Below are 15,929 nucleotides of genomic sequence, written 5' to 3'. Positions count from 1 at the left end.
GAACACGACAAGGACGACCAAAACTGGCAGGCTCATGGAAAGGCGGTCCTCCGCTGGCTCGCATTTCTCTGATGCGAGTCCACGCGCAGAACCCCTAGCATGGTTGACGTTTACGTCAAAGGGGCGTCCAGCCATGCATGGCATGACGCAAGAGCAGCCAGTGCCGGCGCAAGGTTGAGAGGGTCGAAGTGCCCCCGAGTGGAGACCGACCCGGCTTTTCCATCCTGTCGAGATAGGCATGTGTGAGCGCCAGCGGCAGGAAGGCGGGGCGCAACGTCCCGGGGAGAGCCGACGCGCCCTTCTCGAAAGCGCCGAGATGCTCTCGCGCCAGCGCGATCATCGCCGCAACCGCGCGCTCGGCGGCAGCATCGCCCGCTCCTTTGACGAACTCTTCCGGCGAGGAGCCGGCGGCTGCCAGCATATCGGAGGGGATAAAGCACTGTCCACGGCGACGGTGCAGCGGCAACAAAAGCAGCAAGCCGGTGATGGCCTGCGCGCAGCCCGCCCTGCCCGCCAGTTCGGCAAAGCGCGGCGCGGCATTCGGATCGAGCACCATCGCCGCAAGCTGGATGAGCGCCGCGGCCGTCTCGCCGCAATAACCCTCCAGGTCGGTCCGCGACGGCATCGGGTCGTTGTAGAGATCGAAGATACGCGCTTCGAGCATGTTCTCGAAAGCGGCCTTCGGCAGATGGTTGGCGGCAATCGCCGCCCTCAGCGCGTCGGCGGTCGGATGACCTGTCTCCGCCTCGCCCTCGGCCGAGATGACATCACGCCACCATTGCAGCCGGACCTCGCCCGGCAGCGGCTCGTGGATGCGGTCGCGAACGCCGGCGACCTCGGCATTGAAGGCATAGAGCGCAAGCAACGCGTCACGCCTGTCGGCGGGCGCGTAGAGCGCGGATAGATAGCGATCATGGTCTGCGACACGCACCGCATCCATGACGATGTTGGGCATGCCGACCATCAATCGACGGCAATGAGCGCTGCTGCCACGGCACGGTCCTCGGCCAGCAGCACGTTGTAGGTGCGCACGGCCGCGCCCGTCGACATCGGGTCGGCCGAAATGCCGGCCTCTTTCAGCGCGGAGCGGAGTGCAGCCGGCAGCGGCCGCAGATCCTTGCCGGTGCCGACCAGCAGGATTTCCACTTTGTCGGCCTGGGCGAACAGCTTGTCGAAGTCGGAGGCCTTCAGCGCCGACGGATCGGCCGGCTCCCAGCCATGGATACCGGACGGCAGGCAGAGCAGCGAGCCTCGATGCGACATGTCGGCAAAGCGGAACCCGCCATTGCCATAGGCCTCGACCGGCGCCCTGCCCGGGAAATGCGCCTCTCGGATGACGATGCCTTTGGCCATGGGGCTAGAGCATGATGCCGAAAAGGGTGGAGCGGTTTTCGGACGACATCATGCTCTATCTCTTTGATTTAGAGCGGATTCAGATCTCAGGTCGACTCGACCTGAGATCATCCGGCTCTGACGGCTTCAGGTCGCCACGGCCTTGCCGTTCGCCGGCTTGGTCTCTTCGGCGGTTGCGGCCTGCGGCCTGAGCTTGAAGAGGATCAGCAGTGGCGCGGCGATGAAGATCGACGAATAGGTGCCGAACACCACGCCGAACAGCATCGCCAGCGTGAAGGAGCGGATCACCTCGCCGCCGAACAGCACCAGTGCCAACAGCGCAAGGATGGTGGTCACCGAGGTCAGCGTGGTTCTGGACAGCGTCTCGTTGATGGCGTTGTTCAACAGCTGCGGCAACGGCATCTTCTTGTATTTTCTTAAGTCTTCGCGGACGCGGTCATAGACGACGATGGTGTCGTTGAGTGAGTAGCCGATGATGGTCAGGATCGCCGCGAGCGACGACTGGTTGAATTCCAGTCCGGTTATGACGAAGAAGCCGATGGTCATCACCACATCGTGCACCGTGGCGATGATGGCGCCGACGGCGAACTGCCACTCGAAGCGGAACCACACATAGAGCAGGATGCCGACCAGCGCGATGAGCATGGCGATCGTGCCTTGCTTGGCGAGCTCGCCGGAGACCGTCGGTCCGACCACCTCCACGCGGCGGAAGTCGTACTGGTCCTGCAGTTCGCCGCGCACCTTGTCGATGACGGTCTGCTCGGCATTCTCGCCGGCGTCCTGCGTGCCGACGCGGATCAGAACGTCGTTCGGCGCGCCGAACTGCTGCACCTGGATCTCGCCTATGTTGAGCTCGGAGAGCCTGTTGCGGATGTCACCGAGATCGGCGTCGCCCTGCTTGGACTGCACCTCGATCATCGAGCCGCCCTTGAAGTCGATGCCGTAATTGATGTCGATGGTGAGGAACCCGACAACTGACAGGATCGACAAGATGCTGGACAAAGCGAACGTCCAGCGGCGGATACCCATAAATGGGATCCTGGTGCCGGGCGGAATGAAGGTGACCGGCGCGCGCGGCAATTCCTTCGGACGGGCGCGACGCAGCCAGATCGACACCAGCATGCGGGTAAAGGTGAAGGCGGTGAAGACGGTGGTCAGAATGCCGATCGCATAGGTGATGGCGAAACCCTTGACCGGTCCTGTGCCCAGCCAGAACAGCACCACGGTGGCAATCAGCGAGGTGACGTTGGAATCGACGATCGTTGCCAGCGCCTTGGCGAAGCCGGTGTCGATCGACTGGATCACCGAGCGGCCAAGTCGCCGCTCCTCTCGAATGCGTTCATAGATCAGAACGTTGGAGTCCACCGCCATGCCGATGGTGAGCACGATGCCGGCGATACCGGGCAAAGTAAGCGTGGCGCCCAGCAGCGACAGTAGCGCAACGATCATCGCCACGTGGACAGCCAGAGCGATGTTGGCGAGGAAGCCGAGGAAGCCGTAGGCGACGAACATGAAGGCGACGACGAGGATCGAACCGATCACGCCCGCCACCTTGCCGGCATGAATGGAATCCTGGCCGAGGCCTGGACCGACCGTTCGCTCTTCGATGACCGTCAGCGTTGCCGGCAGCGCGCCGGCACGCAGCAGCACGGCAAGGTCATTGGCGCTCTGCGGGGTGAAATTGCCGGAAATCTGCCCGGTACCGCCCAGGATCGGCTCACGGATCTGCGGCGCCGAAATCACCTGGTTGTCGAGGATGATGGCGAACAGCTTGCCGACATTCTGCGCCGTCGCCTGGCCGAACCGTGTCGCGCCCTTGGAATCGAAACGGAACGAAACCACCGGCTCGTTGGTCTGCGAATTGTAGGTCGCCTGCGCGTCGACCAGATTTTCGCCGGAAACGATGACGCGGTTTTCGATGAGATACGGGACCGGCGGATCGTCCTGCGAGTAGAGGACGGAAGAGCCCGCGGGCGGACGGCCCTTCAGCGCATCCTGCACAGGCATCGACTGGTCGACCATCTGGAAGGTCAGCTTGGCGGTCTGTCCGAGGATTTCCTTCAGCCGCTGCGGATCCTGCAGGCCCGGCACCTGGACAAGGATGCGGTCGTCGCCCTGCCGCTGCACGATCGGCTCGGTCGTGCCGAGCTCGTTGACGCGCCGCTCGACCACTTCGATCGACTGCGACAGAGCCGTCGAGGTGCGGTATTTCAGGCCGGCGTCGGTGACCGTGAATTTGAGCAGGCCGGGCTCGGAGTCATCCAGCGACATTTCCTGGATGGAGCCGCCGCTGAACAGTCCCGCCGCCACCGGATCGGTCAGCGGTTTCAGGACCTTCTTGGCCTGGTCGAGTTGAGCCTGGTCCGTGATGCGAACCTGCACGGTGCGGCCGGAACCGGAAAGGCCGGTGTAGTTGATCTTGGGATTGGCCTCGCGCAGCAGCGTCCTGATCTCGTCGCGCGTCGTCTCCATCCTATCCTTGATCAGATCGTTCTGATTCATTTCAAGCAGGATGTGCGAGCCGCCCTGAAGGTCGAGGCCGAGCGTCATCTGCCGCTTCGGTACCCAGCTCGGCAGTTGCGCCAGCATGCTTGCAGAAAACAGGTTGGGCGCGGCGAGGACCACTGTGACGGCCACGGCCAGCCAGATCAGGATCATCTTCAGGCGCGAGAAATAAAGCATTCGTTCTTATCCGTTCAGGCGTACAAGCGGCAGCGTTCCGCCATCGAGGTGGTGATTACTTCTTGGCGTTCTGGTTCGCCACCGGCTCGCCCTTGACCCGCACGTCGGAGATGGTTGAGCGCAGCGCCGTCACCTTGGTCCCGCCGCCAAGGTCGATCTCCAGCTCATTGTCGTCGATCACCTTGGTCACCTTGCCGACGAAGCCGCCGCCGGTCACCACCGTATCGCCGCGGCGCACTGCGGCCAGCATTTCCTGGCGCTTCTTCAGCTGCGTGCGCTGCGGCCTGATGATCAGAAAATACATGATCACGAAAATCAGGACAAACGGCAAAATGCTGATGAACATATCGGGCGAGGTGCCGACGCCTTGGGCGTATGCCGGTGTGACGAACATCAAGAAACTCCTGGATGGTGAAATACCGCCGGGACGGCCCCGCGAAATTTGGGCGGAATATAGTCGGTAAAGTTGCCAATGCAACTGCGCGACCCGCCGAATCCGTTGCTTTTCCAGCCGTTTGGCGCGTGCTAGAGCGTCGCAGCCGGAAGCCGGTTGGAGTCGGCCGAAAAGATCGTGCTACAACAGAAGCTTGCAGTTGGTTCTTGGTGCGCAGCCACGGACCCGTTTCACGTTCCGTGATTGCCAAGCGAAAAAGACCGGAAATGACCGATAGCCTGGATGCCCTGAACAAAAAGCTCGACCGCCTGATCGACGCGGTCTCCCGTCTCGCCCCGCCAGCGGTTCCCGAGACCGACCTCGGCGTGGCCGATTGCTTCGTCTGGCAGGCCGATCCGGGCTACCTGGAGCCGGTCCACAAGGTCAATCGCGTCGACATCGGCCTGATCCGCGGCGTCGACCGGGTCCGCGACATCCTGCTCGACAACACCGAGCGCTTCGCGTCCGGCTTCGCCGCCAACAATGTGCTGCTCTGGGGCGCGCGCGGCATGGGCAAGTCGTCGCTGGTCAAGGCCGTGCACGCCAAGGTCAACGCCTCGGACAAGCTTGACCGGCCGCTGAAGCTGATCGAGATCCATCGCGAGGACATCGATACCCTGCCCAAGCTGATGAGCCTTTTGAAGGCGGCGCCCTACCGCTTCATTCTGTTTTGCGACGACCTTTCCTTCGACCATGACGACACTTCCTACAAGTCGCTCAAGGCAGCGCTCGAAGGCGGCGTCGAGGGCCGGCCCGCCAATGTCATCTTCTACGCCACGTCCAACCGGCGCCATCTGTTGCCGCGCGATATGATCGACAATGAGCGCTCGACCGCCATCAACCCGTCGGAAGCGGTGGAGGAAAAAGTCTCGCTCTCCGACCGCTTCGGCCTGTGGCTCGGCTTCCACAAATGCTCGCAGGACGAATATCTCGACATGATCGACGGCTATGTCCGTTACCATGCCCTCGCGATTGATCCCGAGACGTTGCGCGCGGAAGCCTTGGAATGGGCAACGACGCGCGGCAGCCGCTCCGGCCGCGTCGCCTGGCAGTTCACCCAGGATCTTGCCGGACGGCTCGGCAAGCCGCTGAAGGACTGATAGCCCATATCACCGGCTGCCCTGAAAAAGCCCGCTCCTGGCGGAGCGGGCTAAGCCGGCGGGCCGGACTGGAGGTCAGGCGGCCCGCAATTTGTTCTTGTTCTATTCGAGATAGCCGCTCGGATCGACCGGGGCAGAGTTCTTGCGCACCTCGAAGTGCAGCTTCGGCGAGTCCGTGGTGCCGCTCATGCCGGACAGCGCGATCTCCTGGCCGCGCTTGACCTTCTGGCCGCGCTGCACCTCGATCGAGCTGGCGTGGCCGTAGACGGTGACCAGGCCGTTCTCGTGGCGCACCAGCACTGTGTTGCCGAACTCCTTGAGGCCGTCGCCGGCATAGATGACGACACCGTTTTCGGCCGCCTTGATCGGGGTTCCTTCCGGCACCGCGATATCGACGCCGTCCTTGCCGGAGCCGAAGCCGGAGATGACGCGGCCGCGCACCGGCCAGCGCATCTTGCCGATGCCGGTCGCATCGGGCGCCACTGCATCGTCGTCCTCGGCCTGCTGGATGACCTTGGCGTCCTTCTTCGGCGGCGTGTAGGAGGCGAGCGTCTCCGACGGTGTGGTCTTTGCCGGCGGCTGCGTGGTTGCCGTCGTCACCGGATCGACGGTCGGCTTGGTCGCGACAGGCTTCGCGGCAGCGACGGCAACGGTGCCGCCGGCCGGAACCTTGAGCGTCTGGCCGATCTTCAAGAGGCCGTCCTTCATGCCGTTGGCCTGCTTGAGCGCCGTGACGCCGACGCCGGTCTTGCGGGCGATCGAAGACAGGGAATCGCCCTGCTGAACGGTGTAGGTACCGCCGGCGCCGGCCGGCTTTGCCTCGGCCATCTGGGCGGGCGTGGCGCTCTTCGAACCGCTGGCCGCCGCCGATGCATCGACCTGCGCGGCGGATTTGCCGTCCTTGAGTTTTGGCTGCTGCGGCAGCACGGCAACCTTCTCCGGCGCGCCGGCGGGCTGCTTCGGTGTGTTGGCGGGCTTGGTGCTGTCGGCAACCTTCGGACCGCCCTTGCTCGAATAGGCATAGGCCGGAATGACGATCTTCTGGCCGGTTCTGATGCCCTTGTTGGCATCGAGCCCGTTGACCTTGATGATCGCATCGGCCGGCACATGATATTGCCGAGCGAGACCGGAAATCGTCTCGCCTTCCCTCACCACGATCTCGGTCGCGTGTGGCGCCGCGCTTGCGTTGCGCACCGCGTCGGGCTCGGCGGTCTTGAACGGCTTGGCCGGCGCGACTGTGTTGGTGGCCGTCCTGTCGAGATGCGGCGCGGCAGGAGCCGGCGCAAGTGCCGGGGCCGAGGCGGTGCGTATCGGCTTGGCGGGGGCCGGCGCCGAGGGCGGCGGCAATTGCTGGGACGTCACCGGTTCGAGACTGGAGCGGCTCACCGACTGGGTGTGACTGCCGTCGACTGGGGCCGGCGCGACCGTATCGCCCGGATAGGGCTGGTCGACATTCTGCTTGTTGATGATGGCGCGCTGATTGTTGGTGGACGATGTGAAGACGTCGTCGACACCATTGAAGCGCATCGCCTGGGAGCTGCAGCCTGCCGCGGCACCGGCGATCATGAGGACGGCGCAGCCGCGCGCCAGATTGCGTCCGTTTGCCTTCAAACCATTGAATTGCATCGCACTAACCCGCACAGACCCGGTACAAACTGGTCATGATTAAAGCGCGTTAATGTTACTGGCCGGTTAACCCATTAGAATCCGCCGAAAATTTTCTTAAAACATTTTTCGACAGGCGCGACGAAGTCCGGACAGATCGTGCCGGCCGAGACGAGACGGACGTTTCGGGAACCGGCGAATCGCACGAAATGAGACCGGGCGAGCAGCGGCACCACTCTCACTCGACCACGCCTTCGCTTGGTTCGGCTTGCTGACCGCCCAAGTCGGGTACAGCGTCGACAACGCTCTCTTCTACCGCAAGGGAGGCGCGGCGTGACTCACGACCGTTTCGATGTTCTCTTTTCCCCCGACACGCCCGCCGGCGAGACAGACGATCAGACCCGCTGGGGCGGTGCCTTGGGCGCCGGTCTTGAATATGGCTTTGCCCCGAATTGGTCACTCGCGATTGAATACGATCACCTGTTCATGCCCGCCAAGACCACCACCTTCACGGTCGCTGGCGCGCCCGGGGGCCCCTTCAGCACCGAGCGCATCGATCAGGATGTCGATCTCGTTGGTTTGCACCTGAACTACCGCTGGGGTGGCTGACTACAATGATGGGTCGCAGGCGCGTTCGACGCGGTTAGCCGTCGATCGCAGGGCTGGCGCCCTAGATCACCGCGGCAACGCTGCGCAGGACCGGCTGCAGCCTGACCATGCCGATGTCCTCGCGTTCGAAACGGCTGCCGACCTTGGTGAGCTTGGCCAGCACCTGCTCGCCCTCCTCCGGGCCGATCGGCGCGATGACGACGCCACCGCTCGACAATTGATCAAGCAGGAAGCGCGGCAGGCTGTCGAAGGCCGCCCAGGCGATGATGCGGTCGAACGGCCCTTCGTTGGGCAGGCCGTTGGAGCCGTCGGCCTGGCGTACGATGACATTGCTGATGCCGAGCGCCTCGAAACGCTGCTTTGCCTGCTCAGTCAAGGTCTTGTAGCGGTCGACGCTGACGACGCGCGCGGCGAGCCTGGACATCACGGCTGCCGTATAGCCAGACCCGGTGCCGATCTCGAGCACGCGGTTGCCCGGCTCGATGGCCAAAGCCGCAACCACCGCCGCCTGCAGGTCTGCGCCCTCGATCGCCTCGCCGCATTCGATCGGCAGCATGCCTTCCGACCAGGCCATCGAATGGAACTGCGCGGATAGGAAGCCGCGCCGCGGAGTCGCCTCGAAAGCAGCGACCAGTGCCTTCGGCGCCGTGCCCCTGCCGCGCAGCCGCAGCAGGAAAGCGGCGAACCCTTCACGGTCGTCGATAGCCATGGTCATGACAGCGCCTTGGTCAGCTGGTCGCGGAGTTCATGGGCGGTCAGGTCGAGCTGCAGCGGCGTCACCGACACCAGCCGGTTGCGCAGCGCGTAAAGATCGGTGCCCTTCTTGCCTTCGACCGGCTCCCGGCCGAAGCGCAGCCAGTAGTAAGGCAGACCGCGACCGTCACGGCGCTCGTCGACCCAAAGGCTGTGCACGAGCTTGCCCTGCGCGGTGACGACCGTGCCCTCGATTTCGTCGGGTGCGCAGTTCGGGAAATTGACGTTGAGCAGCACGCCTTCCGGCAGCGGCGTTGCGATCAGCTTTTCGAGCAGCGCCGGCGCCAGCGCTTCGGTCGTCTCGTAAGGGACGACGCGGTCCTCGCCGAGATAGGAATAGGCCTGGCTGACCGCGATCGAACGGATACCGAGCAGCGCCCCCTCCATCGCGCCGGCGACCGTGCCGGAATAGGTAACGTCGTCGGCGATGTTGGCGCCGGAATTGACCCCCGAAAGGATGAGGTCAGGCGGCCCGGGGAGGATCTTCTTCGTAGCCATGATGACGCAGTCGGTCGGCGTGCCACGCACGGCGAAATGCTTCTCGCCAACCTTCCTCAGCCTGAGCGGCTCCGAGATCGACAGCGAATGCGCGTAGCCGGACTGGTCCTGCTCGGGCGCCACCACCCAGACGTCATCCGAGAGCGTTCGGGCGATGCGTTCGAGCGACGCAAGGCCTTCGGCGTGGATGCCGTCATCATTGGTCAGCAGGATGCGCATGAACTCATTTCGATTCGATCTTGGCGAGACCACCCATGTAAGGCCGCAGCACTTCAGGAATGGTTACGCTGCCGTCCTCATTCTGGTAGTTTTCGATGACGGCGATGAGAGCGCGGCCGACCGCGGTGCCGGAGCCGTTCAACGTGTGCACGAAGCGGTTGCCCTTGCCGTCCTTGTCCTTGTAGCGGGCATCCATGCGCCTCGCCTGGAAGTCGCCGCAGACCGAGCAGGACGAGATTTCGCGATAGGCGTTCTGGCCCGGCAGCCAGACCTCGATGTCGTAGGTCTTGCGTGCGCCAAAGCCCATGTCGCCGGTGCAGAGCGTCACCGTGCGGAACGGCAGGCCGAGCCGCTTCAGCACCTCCTCGGCGCATTGCGTCATGCGCTCATGCTCGGCGAGCGAGCTTTCCTGGTCGGTGATCGACACCAGCTCGACCTTGTAGAACTGGTGCTGGCGCAGCATGCCGCGCGTGTCGCGGCCGGCCGAGCCCGCTTCCGAGCGGAAGCACGGCGTCAGCGCCGTGTAGCGCAGCGGCAGCTTCTCATGCGGCGTGATCTCCTCGCGCACCAGGTTGGTGAGCGGCACTTCCGCGGTTGGGATCAGGCCCAGCCGTCCGTCGCCATGCGGCGTGAAGAACAGGTCCAGTTCGAATTTCGGCAGCTGGTTGGTGCCGAAGAGAACCTCGTCGCGCACCATCAGCGGCGGCTGGATCTCCTCATAGCCGTGCTCTGTCGTGTGCAGGTCGATCATGAACTGGCCGAGCGCGCGCTCCATGCGCGCCAGATGGCTCTTCAGCACCGTGAAGCGCGAGCCGGACAGCTTCGCCGCACGCTCGAAATCCATCATGCCGAGCGCTTCGCCGATCTCGAAATGCTCCTTCACCCAGTTCGGGCGGGTCGGCACATCGCCGACGACGCGCTTTACGACATTGTCGTGCTCGTCCTTGCCGACCGGCACGTCGTCGAGCGGCACGTTGGGCAGGACCGCAAGCGCGTCGTTCAGCGCCTGGTCGAGCTCGCGCTCGCGCGCCTCGCCGTTCTGGATGAACGCCTTGATCTCGCCGACCTCGGCCTTGAGCTTTTCAGCAAGCACGGCCTCGCCCGAGCGCATGGCATTGCCGATTTCCTTCGAAGCGGCATTGCGGCGCTCCTGCTTGACCTGCAATTCGCTGAGATGGGTGCGGCGCTCCTCGTCCCTGGCGATCAGATCCTCGACGGCGGACTGGGCGTCCTCAGCCGACCACGAGCGCTTCACCAGCGCTTCGATAAGGGCCTTCGGGTTGTCGCGAATCCATTTGATGTCAAGCATGGCTTTCCGTCCTCGGGTAAGGTTCGAGGGCGTAAACCGCATCCCTGATCGATGCAAGACAGCAGCAGCCGGCAGCCGTGTTTTTCAGGCCCGGGACCAGGTTTTAGCGCTAGGTTGACGGCGCGTCCGGCGTCTTTCCGGCGACAGCGCTGTCTGCCTCTTCCTGCCTGTCGCGCGCCAGACGGTCGCGCTCCCGGCTGCGCTCGATCAGGCGCGAAGTGAAGATCGCGACCTCGTAGAGCACGATGGTCGGAAGAGCGAGGCCGATCTGGCTCATCGGATCTGGCGGGGTCAACACCGCGGCGACGACGAAGGCAATGACGATCGCCCATTTGCGCTTCTCGGCCAGCGCTTGCGACGACAGAAGGCCGACGCGCGTCAGCAGGCTGGTCACCACCGGCAGCTGGAACACCAGGCCGAAGGAGAAGATCAGCGTCATGATCAGGCTGAGATATTCCGACACCTTCGGCAGCAAGGAGATCTGCACCTGGTCGTTGGTGCCGACCTGCTGCATGGCGAGGAAGAACCACATCACCATCGGGGTGAAGAAGAAATAGACCAGCGAGGCGCCCATCAGGAACAGGATGGGCGACGCAATCAGGAACGGCAGGAAGGCGCTGCGTTCGTTCTTGTAGAGACCCGGCGCGATGAATTTATAGATCTGCGTGGCGATCAGCGGGAAAGCGATGACCATGCCGCCGAACATGGCGAGCTTCACCTGGGTGAAGAAGAACTCCTGCGGCGCCGTGTAGATCAGCTCGACCTTGTGCGGGTCGAGCCCAGCCCATTGCGTCGCCCATTTGAACGGGACGACCAGAAGGTTGAACAGGCGCTTGGCGAAGAAGAAGCAGGCGAGGAAGGCGATGAAGAAGCCGCCCAGCGACCAGATCAGCCGCCGGCGCAGCTCGACAAGGTGCTCGATCAGCGGCGCCGAGGATTTCTCGATCTCTTCCCTCTCCTTGTCCGAGACGCTCACTTGGCGGCTCCTGCCGTCTTCTTGGCATCGGCCGCCTTTTTCACGGCCGGCTTCTTCGCCGCGGGGTTGGCCTCAACCTTGGGTGCCGCCTTCTTAGCAGGCGCTGCGGCCTTTGCGGGCGCCGGCGCAGATTTTGCCGGGGCTTTAGGCGCCGGAGCCTTGGCCGATGCGGCTTTCGCCGCTGCACCGGCGGCTTTCGTCTTCGACGCGGCCACTTTTTTCGCCGGCTGGGCGGACCCGGCGGTCTCCGCAATGGGCGTGGTCACAGAGGCCTCAGTCAAGGCCGGGGAGATCGGCGCAGCTGGCGGGGACATCGGCACAGCCGGGGCGACGTCGGTTCCGTTGATGCCCGGGATTTCCGTCGCGCCGTTCTTCAGCGGCTCGGCAGGCTGCGGGGTCGTTGCATCCGAGGGCGCCTGATCGGAAGCCGGCTTGGGCTTCATCATCGTATCGACGCCGGCCCGCACGTCGGCCGCCGCCTGCTCGAACGGATTGAGCTGCTTGCGGATTTCGTTCATCGGGCTGAGCCCACGAAGGCTGTCGACCGAGTCCTTGACATCGTCAAGCTCGGCTTCCTTCAGGGCGTCGTTGAACTGCTTCTGGAAGTCGCCCGCCATGGCGCGCAATTTGGCCGCGGTGCGGCCAAACGTGCGCAGCATGTTGGGCAAATCCTTCGGCCCGACGACCACGATCATGACGACCGCGATCACCAGCAGCTCGCTCCAGCCGACTTCGAACATGGCAATCTATTCCAACGAGAGCCTGTCGCCCAAAAACACGAAAGGGTTCTGGGACAACGACATGCTCAAAGCAACAACCGGACTCAGCTCTTGCTGACCTTTTCCTTGCCCGGCGATACGGTCTCGTCGGCGCGGTGCTCGACGGTCCGCTTGTCGTCGGTATCGTCCTCAGCCATGCCCTTCTTGAAGCTCTTGATGCCCTTGGCCATGTCGCCCATCAGCTCCGGCAGCTTGCCGCGGCCGAACAGGAGCAGCACGATGACCAGAACGATCAGCCAGTGCCATATCGATAGTGAACCCATAACAATCTCTCTCGAATGTTTTCCCTCGGCGATGATCTATGCGTTTTCGCTCGGGGATTCAAACACAACCGCAATGAAGTTGGTAAAATGGCTAGCGGATGTCACGCACTTTCGGCGTGAGCGCCTTGCTACGAATCCGCGCAGCCCCTGCTAATAAACCATTCGTATCGGTTTCGCACTCACTCTTCGGTGACGCGCGGCGTGAGCAATCCGAGCTCCTCGAGGTCGATATCGGTCAGCGCATCCTCGTCCTCGGCCAGCGCGTCCGGATCGGCCGGCGGCACAGGCATCGAGAAATTGGACGGCATTCGCGTCGAGAGCAATCCGGCGCCCTTCAGCTCTTCCATGCCGGGCAGGTCGCGGATCTCCTCCAGCGCGAAGTGATCGAGGAAAGCGTCGGTCGTACCGTAGGTCACGGGACGGCCGGGCGTGCGGCGCCGGCCGCGCATCCTGACCCACTCCGTCTCCAGCAGCGTGTCCAGCGTGCCCTTCGAGGTCTCGACCCCCCTGATATCCTCGATCTCGGCGCGGGTGACCGGCTGATGATAGGCGATGATCGCCAGCACTTCGAGCGCCGCGCGCGAAAGCTTCCTCTGCTGGACCGAGTCCCGGCTCATCAGGAAAGCCAGGTCGCCGGCGGTGCGGAACGCCCAGGCGTCGCCGACCCGCACCAGGTTGACCCCGCGCTTGGCGTAGATTTCCTGCAGATCGGCCATTGCCGCCGCGATGTTGACGCCCTCGGGCAGGCGCGCCGCCAGTTGCCTTTCACTGACCGGCTCGGCACTGGCGAAGATGATCGCCTCGGCCATGCGGACTGCTTCCGACAATTGCAGCCGCTCGGCGGGGTTCTCGATAGAACCCTGCTCGGCCATCTCGGCTTCCGGTTCGACCTTGAACGGGATGACCGAAGCGTTGGCGCGTTCACTCATGATGCCACCTCGACTGCCTTGACCCCTTGTGCGCGGCCGCGCAGATAGATCGGCGCGAAGACCTGATCCTGCCGCACTTCCAGCTTGCCCTCGCGCACCATTTCGAGTGTCGCGGCGAACGAACTGGCGACTGCCGTGCGCCTTTCTTCCGGCGCCGCCAGATACTGGATCAGGAAGCTGTCGAGCGCCGTCCAGTCGCCAATCGTTCCGACCAGCCGTGCTAGCACGTCGCGTGCGTCCTTCAGCGACCATACGGCGCGCCTGGCGATCGTCACGTTGCTGATCGCCTGCCGCTGGCGCTGCTGCGCATAGGCGGTCAGCAGATCGTAGAGCGAGGCCGAATAGGCATTGCGCTTCTCGACGATCACCATTTCCGGCATGCCGCGCGCGAAGACGTCGCGGCCGAGCCGGTTGCGGTTGACCAGCCGCGCAGCGGCATCACGCATCGCCTCCAGCCGCTTCAGCCGGAATTGCAGCACCGCTGCCAGTTCCTCGCCGCTCTCGCCCTCTTCGCCCGGCTGTTTCGGGATCAACAGCTTCGACTTGAGGAAGGCAAGCCATGCCGCCATGACCAGATAGTCGGCCGCGAGCTCCAATCTCAGCGCCCTCACCTTCTCGATGAAGGCCAGATATTGCTCGGCGAGCGCCAGGATCGAGATGCGGGCGAGATCGACCTTCTGATTGCGCGCCAGATGCAGCAGAAGATCGAGCGGGCCCTCGAAGCCGGCGACATCGACCACCAGCGACGGATCGCCGGTCAGACGTGACTCGTCGTTCTCGGCCCACAGACGGTCCATCGGTGCGGCCTTCGCGGCCTTGCTGTCCAATGTTTCCGCCACTTGCCTTGCTTTCCCTTCGGTTCAGGCCACCGCGTCGAAATAGGTGGCGAATTCCGCGCGTATGGTGCTTTCGTCCGCGACGTCGCGGTCGTTTATATAGGCCAGCGCCCGCTCCGCTCTCGCCAAGGACTTGCCTTCGAGCACCGTCGTACGCGACGCGATCCCCGACATTTCCTCGAAAACGCCGTTGCAGTGAAGGACGAGATCGCAGCCCGCCGCAAGGATCGCGGCCGCCTTTGTCGGGAAATCCCCAGAAAGTGCCTTCATCGAGGTGTCGTCGCTCATCAGGAGCCCTTCGAAGCCGATCTCGCCACGGATCACCTCGTTGACGACCTTGGCCGAGGTCGTCGCCGGATTGTCCGGGTCGATCGCGCTGTAGACGACATGCGCCGTCATCGCCATTGGCAGGTGGTTGAGCGCCCTGAACGGGGCGAAATCATGTTGCCGCAACTCGGCGAGCGGCGTATCGACCGTCGGCAGCGCGAAATGCGTATCGGCAAAGGCGCGGCCGTGGCCGGGAATATGCTTCATGACCGGCAGGACGCCACCCGACATCAGGCCCTCGGCCGAAGCCCGGCCAAGCTCGATCACGGCATTGGGCTCCATACCATAGGCGCGCGCGCCGATGACATCGCTGGCGCCCGCAATGGGGACGTCGAGCACCGGCAGGCAGTCGGCGGTGATGCCGTGGCGCAGCAGATCGAAGGCGTGAAGCCGGGCGAGCAGCCACGCGGCGCGGCGGCCGGCCTCGCGATCGTCGCGCCAAAGCGCGCCGAGCGCTCCGCCTGCAGGATAGTTCGGCGCCAGCGGCGGCCGCAGGCGCTGTACCCTGCCGCCCTCCTGGTCGATGAAGACAGGGGCATCCGGGCGTCCGACGCTCTCGCGCATCGAGGCGACCAGGTCGCGGATCTGCTCGGTCTCGCCGACATTGCGCGCGAACAGGATGAAGCCCCAAGGACGTTCGTCGCCATAGAAGCGGATTTCATCTTCAGTGAGGGATTTCCCGGCGCAGCCGAGGATCATGGATTTTGATTCGGTCATGAATCGAAGCTTAAAGCAATTCCAGGAAAAGTGTGTAACGGTTTTGCGTCCGGAATTGCGTAAAAACAAGGAGTTATGCGGTTCTGCGTTTCTGCCGGCGCTGAACCGCCCTAAGATTTGCGAAAGCAAAGGGACTGACCCTGACCGCTGCCGCATGAATGCCGATAGCCGTCCACAACGAAAAAGCCGGCGCGGCCTCGCGGCGGCGCCGGCTCTGAACGGTGCTAGATGATCAGCGCGACACGAAGCAGGTGCCGCCGGCCGCCTTGTAGTTGGTGCACAGATTGATCGCGTCGTTGCGCGACTGGGCCGGAACCCGGACGCGGTAGAAAGTGCCCTTGCCGGCGATCTGCGCCTTGACGATGTTGGCTGTGCGTCCGGCAAGCACGCTGCCGTAACGGCGCTGCAGGTCCTGGTAGGTGGACTGGGCGCTTTCAACCGTCGGCTGCGAAGCGATCTGCATCGACCACGAGCCGCCGCCTGCCGCCGCCGGATCGATGGAGGCGACCTGGTCGGGCTTGACCTCGCCCACGATATCGAC

General features: G+C 63.8%; 17 protein-coding genes. 2 read left to right on the top strand and 15 right to left on the bottom strand.

Annotation, left to right across the window (positions count from 1 at the left end; genetic code table 11):
- Nucleotides 1–115 precede the first annotated feature (115 nt).
- The 4 genes from EOA32_RS20160 to yajC form a co-directional block, all read right to left on the bottom strand.
- A complete protein-coding gene (locus EOA32_RS20160) occupies nt 116–955 on the bottom strand; it encodes a phytoene/squalene synthase family protein (RefSeq protein WP_245435217.1) in 840 nt (279 codons plus the stop codon).
- Nucleotides 956–963: 8 nt separating this feature from the next.
- Nucleotides 964–1,353 carry an Mth938-like domain-containing protein gene (locus EOA32_RS20155; protein ID WP_067000016.1) on the bottom strand — a complete coding sequence of 130 codons (390 nt, stop codon included), beginning with the start codon at nt 1,351–1,353 and terminating at the stop codon, nt 964–966.
- A 126-nt stretch (nt 1,354–1,479) separates the two neighbouring features.
- Nucleotides 1,480–4,035: a protein translocase subunit SecDF gene (secDF, locus tag EOA32_RS20150; RefSeq protein WP_128372662.1), complete on the bottom strand. Its 2,556-nt coding sequence runs from the start codon at nt 4,033–4,035 to the stop codon at nt 1,480–1,482.
- 55 nt (nt 4,036–4,090) lie between these two features.
- Nucleotides 4,091–4,429 (bottom strand): preprotein translocase subunit YajC, encoded by a 339-nt coding sequence (gene yajC / locus EOA32_RS20145; protein ID WP_067000009.1) that lies wholly within the window; start codon nt 4,427–4,429, stop codon nt 4,091–4,093.
- Nucleotides 4,430–4,695: 266 nt separating this feature from the next.
- Between yajC and EOA32_RS20140 the strand changes: the two genes are divergently transcribed.
- Nucleotides 4,696–5,568: an ATP-binding protein gene (locus EOA32_RS20140; RefSeq protein WP_095780734.1), complete on the top strand. Its 873-nt coding sequence runs from the start codon at nt 4,696–4,698 to the stop codon at nt 5,566–5,568.
- Nucleotides 5,569–5,670: 102 nt separating this feature from the next.
- On the opposite strand, the gene EOA32_RS20135 is transcribed toward EOA32_RS20140, so the two are convergent.
- Nucleotides 5,671–7,194 carry a LysM peptidoglycan-binding domain-containing M23 family metallopeptidase gene (locus EOA32_RS20135; RefSeq protein ID WP_128372661.1) on the bottom strand — a complete coding sequence of 508 codons (1,524 nt, stop codon included), beginning with the start codon at nt 7,192–7,194 and terminating at the stop codon, nt 5,671–5,673.
- A 312-nt stretch (nt 7,195–7,506) separates the two neighbouring features.
- On the opposite strand from EOA32_RS20135, the gene EOA32_RS20130 reads away from it, so the two are divergent.
- The gene (locus tag EOA32_RS20130; protein WP_189407267.1) at nt 7,507–7,782 is read left to right on the top strand and encodes an outer membrane beta-barrel protein; all 276 of its coding nucleotides are present in this window, start codon (nt 7,507–7,509) and stop codon (nt 7,780–7,782) included.
- A 61-nt stretch (nt 7,783–7,843) separates the two neighbouring features.
- Here EOA32_RS20130 and EOA32_RS20125 read toward each other — a convergent pair whose 3' ends face one another.
- The 10 genes from EOA32_RS20125 to EOA32_RS20080 form a co-directional block, all read right to left on the bottom strand.
- A complete protein-coding gene (locus EOA32_RS20125) occupies nt 7,844–8,497 on the bottom strand; it encodes a protein-L-isoaspartate(D-aspartate) O-methyltransferase (protein ID WP_095780736.1) in 654 nt (217 codons plus the stop codon).
- Nucleotides 8,494–9,252, bottom strand: coding sequence for a 5'/3'-nucleotidase SurE (surE, locus tag EOA32_RS20120; RefSeq protein WP_095780737.1), 759 nt, complete (start codon nt 9,250–9,252; stop codon nt 8,494–8,496). The genes EOA32_RS20125 and surE overlap by 4 nt, the downstream gene beginning before the upstream one ends.
- Nucleotides 9,253–9,256: 4 nt before the next feature.
- Entirely contained in the window at nt 9,257–10,561 is a 1,305-nt protein-coding gene (gene serS, locus EOA32_RS20115; protein WP_095780738.1) for a serine--tRNA ligase, read from the bottom strand.
- Nucleotides 10,562–10,670: 109 nt separating this feature from the next.
- Nucleotides 10,671–11,537, bottom strand: coding sequence for a twin-arginine translocase subunit TatC (gene tatC / locus EOA32_RS20110; RefSeq protein WP_066999990.1), 867 nt, complete (start codon nt 11,535–11,537; stop codon nt 10,671–10,673).
- A complete protein-coding gene (gene tatB / locus EOA32_RS20105) occupies nt 11,534–12,277 on the bottom strand; it encodes a Sec-independent protein translocase protein TatB (protein ID WP_066999987.1) in 744 nt (247 codons plus the stop codon). The genes tatC and tatB overlap by 4 nt, the downstream gene beginning before the upstream one ends.
- Before the next feature lie 83 nt (nt 12,278–12,360).
- Complete coding sequence (locus tag EOA32_RS20100; protein ID WP_066999984.1) at nt 12,361–12,579, bottom strand: twin-arginine translocase TatA/TatE family subunit; 219 nt, start codon at nt 12,577–12,579, stop codon at nt 12,361–12,363.
- Nucleotides 12,580–12,758: 179 nt separating this feature from the next.
- Nucleotides 12,759–13,508, bottom strand: a complete 750-nt coding sequence (gene scpB / locus EOA32_RS20095) for an SMC-Scp complex subunit ScpB (RefSeq protein ID WP_066999981.1) — start codon at nt 13,506–13,508, stop codon at nt 12,759–12,761.
- On the bottom strand, nt 13,505–14,305 hold the full coding sequence (locus EOA32_RS20090) for a ScpA family protein (RefSeq protein WP_067000872.1): 801 nt from the start codon (nt 14,303–14,305) through the stop codon (nt 13,505–13,507). The genes scpB and EOA32_RS20090 overlap by 4 nt, the downstream gene beginning before the upstream one ends.
- Nucleotides 14,306–14,368: 63 nt before the next feature.
- Complete coding sequence (gene nagZ / locus EOA32_RS20085; RefSeq protein ID WP_128372659.1) at nt 14,369–15,388, bottom strand: beta-N-acetylhexosaminidase; 1,020 nt, start codon at nt 15,386–15,388, stop codon at nt 14,369–14,371.
- A gap of 232 nt (nt 15,389–15,620) precedes the next feature.
- A partial coding sequence (locus EOA32_RS20080) for an SPOR domain-containing protein (protein ID WP_145971323.1) occupies nt 15,621–15,929 on the bottom strand: 309 nt, incomplete at its 5' end.

It is taken from the genome of Mesorhizobium sp. M1A.F.Ca.ET.072.01.1.1 (assembly GCF_004023325.1).
In the GTDB taxonomy this organism is placed as follows: Bacteria; Pseudomonadota; Alphaproteobacteria; order Rhizobiales; family Rhizobiaceae; genus Mesorhizobium.
This window is presented reverse-complemented; position numbering and strand designations above follow the sequence as displayed.

What these genes read in the sequence shown, in the direction of transcription:
- EOA32_RS20160 (WP_245435217.1), bottom strand. Translation starts at nt 955, where the DNA reads ATGCCCAACATCGTCATGGATGCGGTGCGTGTCGCAGACCATGATCGC.
- EOA32_RS20155 (WP_067000016.1), bottom strand. Translation starts at nt 1,353, where the DNA reads ATGGCCAAAGGCATCGTCATCCGAGAGGCGCATTTCCCGGGCAGGGCG.
- secDF (WP_128372662.1), bottom strand. Translation starts at nt 4,035, where the DNA reads ATGCTTTATTTCTCGCGCCTGAAGATGATCCTGATCTGGCTGGCCGTG.
- yajC (WP_067000009.1), bottom strand. Translation starts at nt 4,429, where the DNA reads ATGTTCGTCACACCGGCATACGCCCAAGGCGTCGGCACCTCGCCCGAT.
- EOA32_RS20140 (WP_095780734.1), top strand. Translation starts at nt 4,696, where the DNA reads ATGACCGATAGCCTGGATGCCCTGAACAAAAAGCTCGACCGCCTGATC.
- EOA32_RS20135 (WP_128372661.1), bottom strand. Translation starts at nt 7,194, where the DNA reads ATGCAATTCAATGGTTTGAAGGCAAACGGACGCAATCTGGCGCGCGGC.
- EOA32_RS20125 (WP_095780736.1), bottom strand. Translation starts at nt 8,497, where the DNA reads ATGACCATGGCTATCGACGACCGTGAAGGGTTCGCCGCTTTCCTGCTG.
- surE (WP_095780737.1), bottom strand. Translation starts at nt 9,252, where the DNA reads ATGCGCATCCTGCTGACCAATGATGACGGCATCCACGCCGAAGGCCTT.
- serS (WP_095780738.1), bottom strand. Translation starts at nt 10,561, where the DNA reads ATGCTTGACATCAAATGGATTCGCGACAACCCGAAGGCCCTTATCGAA.
- tatB (WP_066999987.1), bottom strand. Translation starts at nt 12,277, where the DNA reads ATGTTCGAAGTCGGCTGGAGCGAGCTGCTGGTGATCGCGGTCGTCATG.
- EOA32_RS20100 (WP_066999984.1), bottom strand. Translation starts at nt 12,579, where the DNA reads ATGGGTTCACTATCGATATGGCACTGGCTGATCGTTCTGGTCATCGTG.
- scpB (WP_066999981.1), bottom strand. Translation starts at nt 13,508, where the DNA reads ATGAGTGAACGCGCCAACGCTTCGGTCATCCCGTTCAAGGTCGAACCG.
- EOA32_RS20090 (WP_067000872.1), bottom strand. Translation starts at nt 14,305, where the DNA reads ATGGACCGTCTGTGGGCCGAGAACGACGAGTCACGTCTGACCGGCGAT.
- nagZ (WP_128372659.1), bottom strand. Translation starts at nt 15,388, where the DNA reads ATGACCGAATCAAAATCCATGATCCTCGGCTGCGCCGGGAAATCCCTC.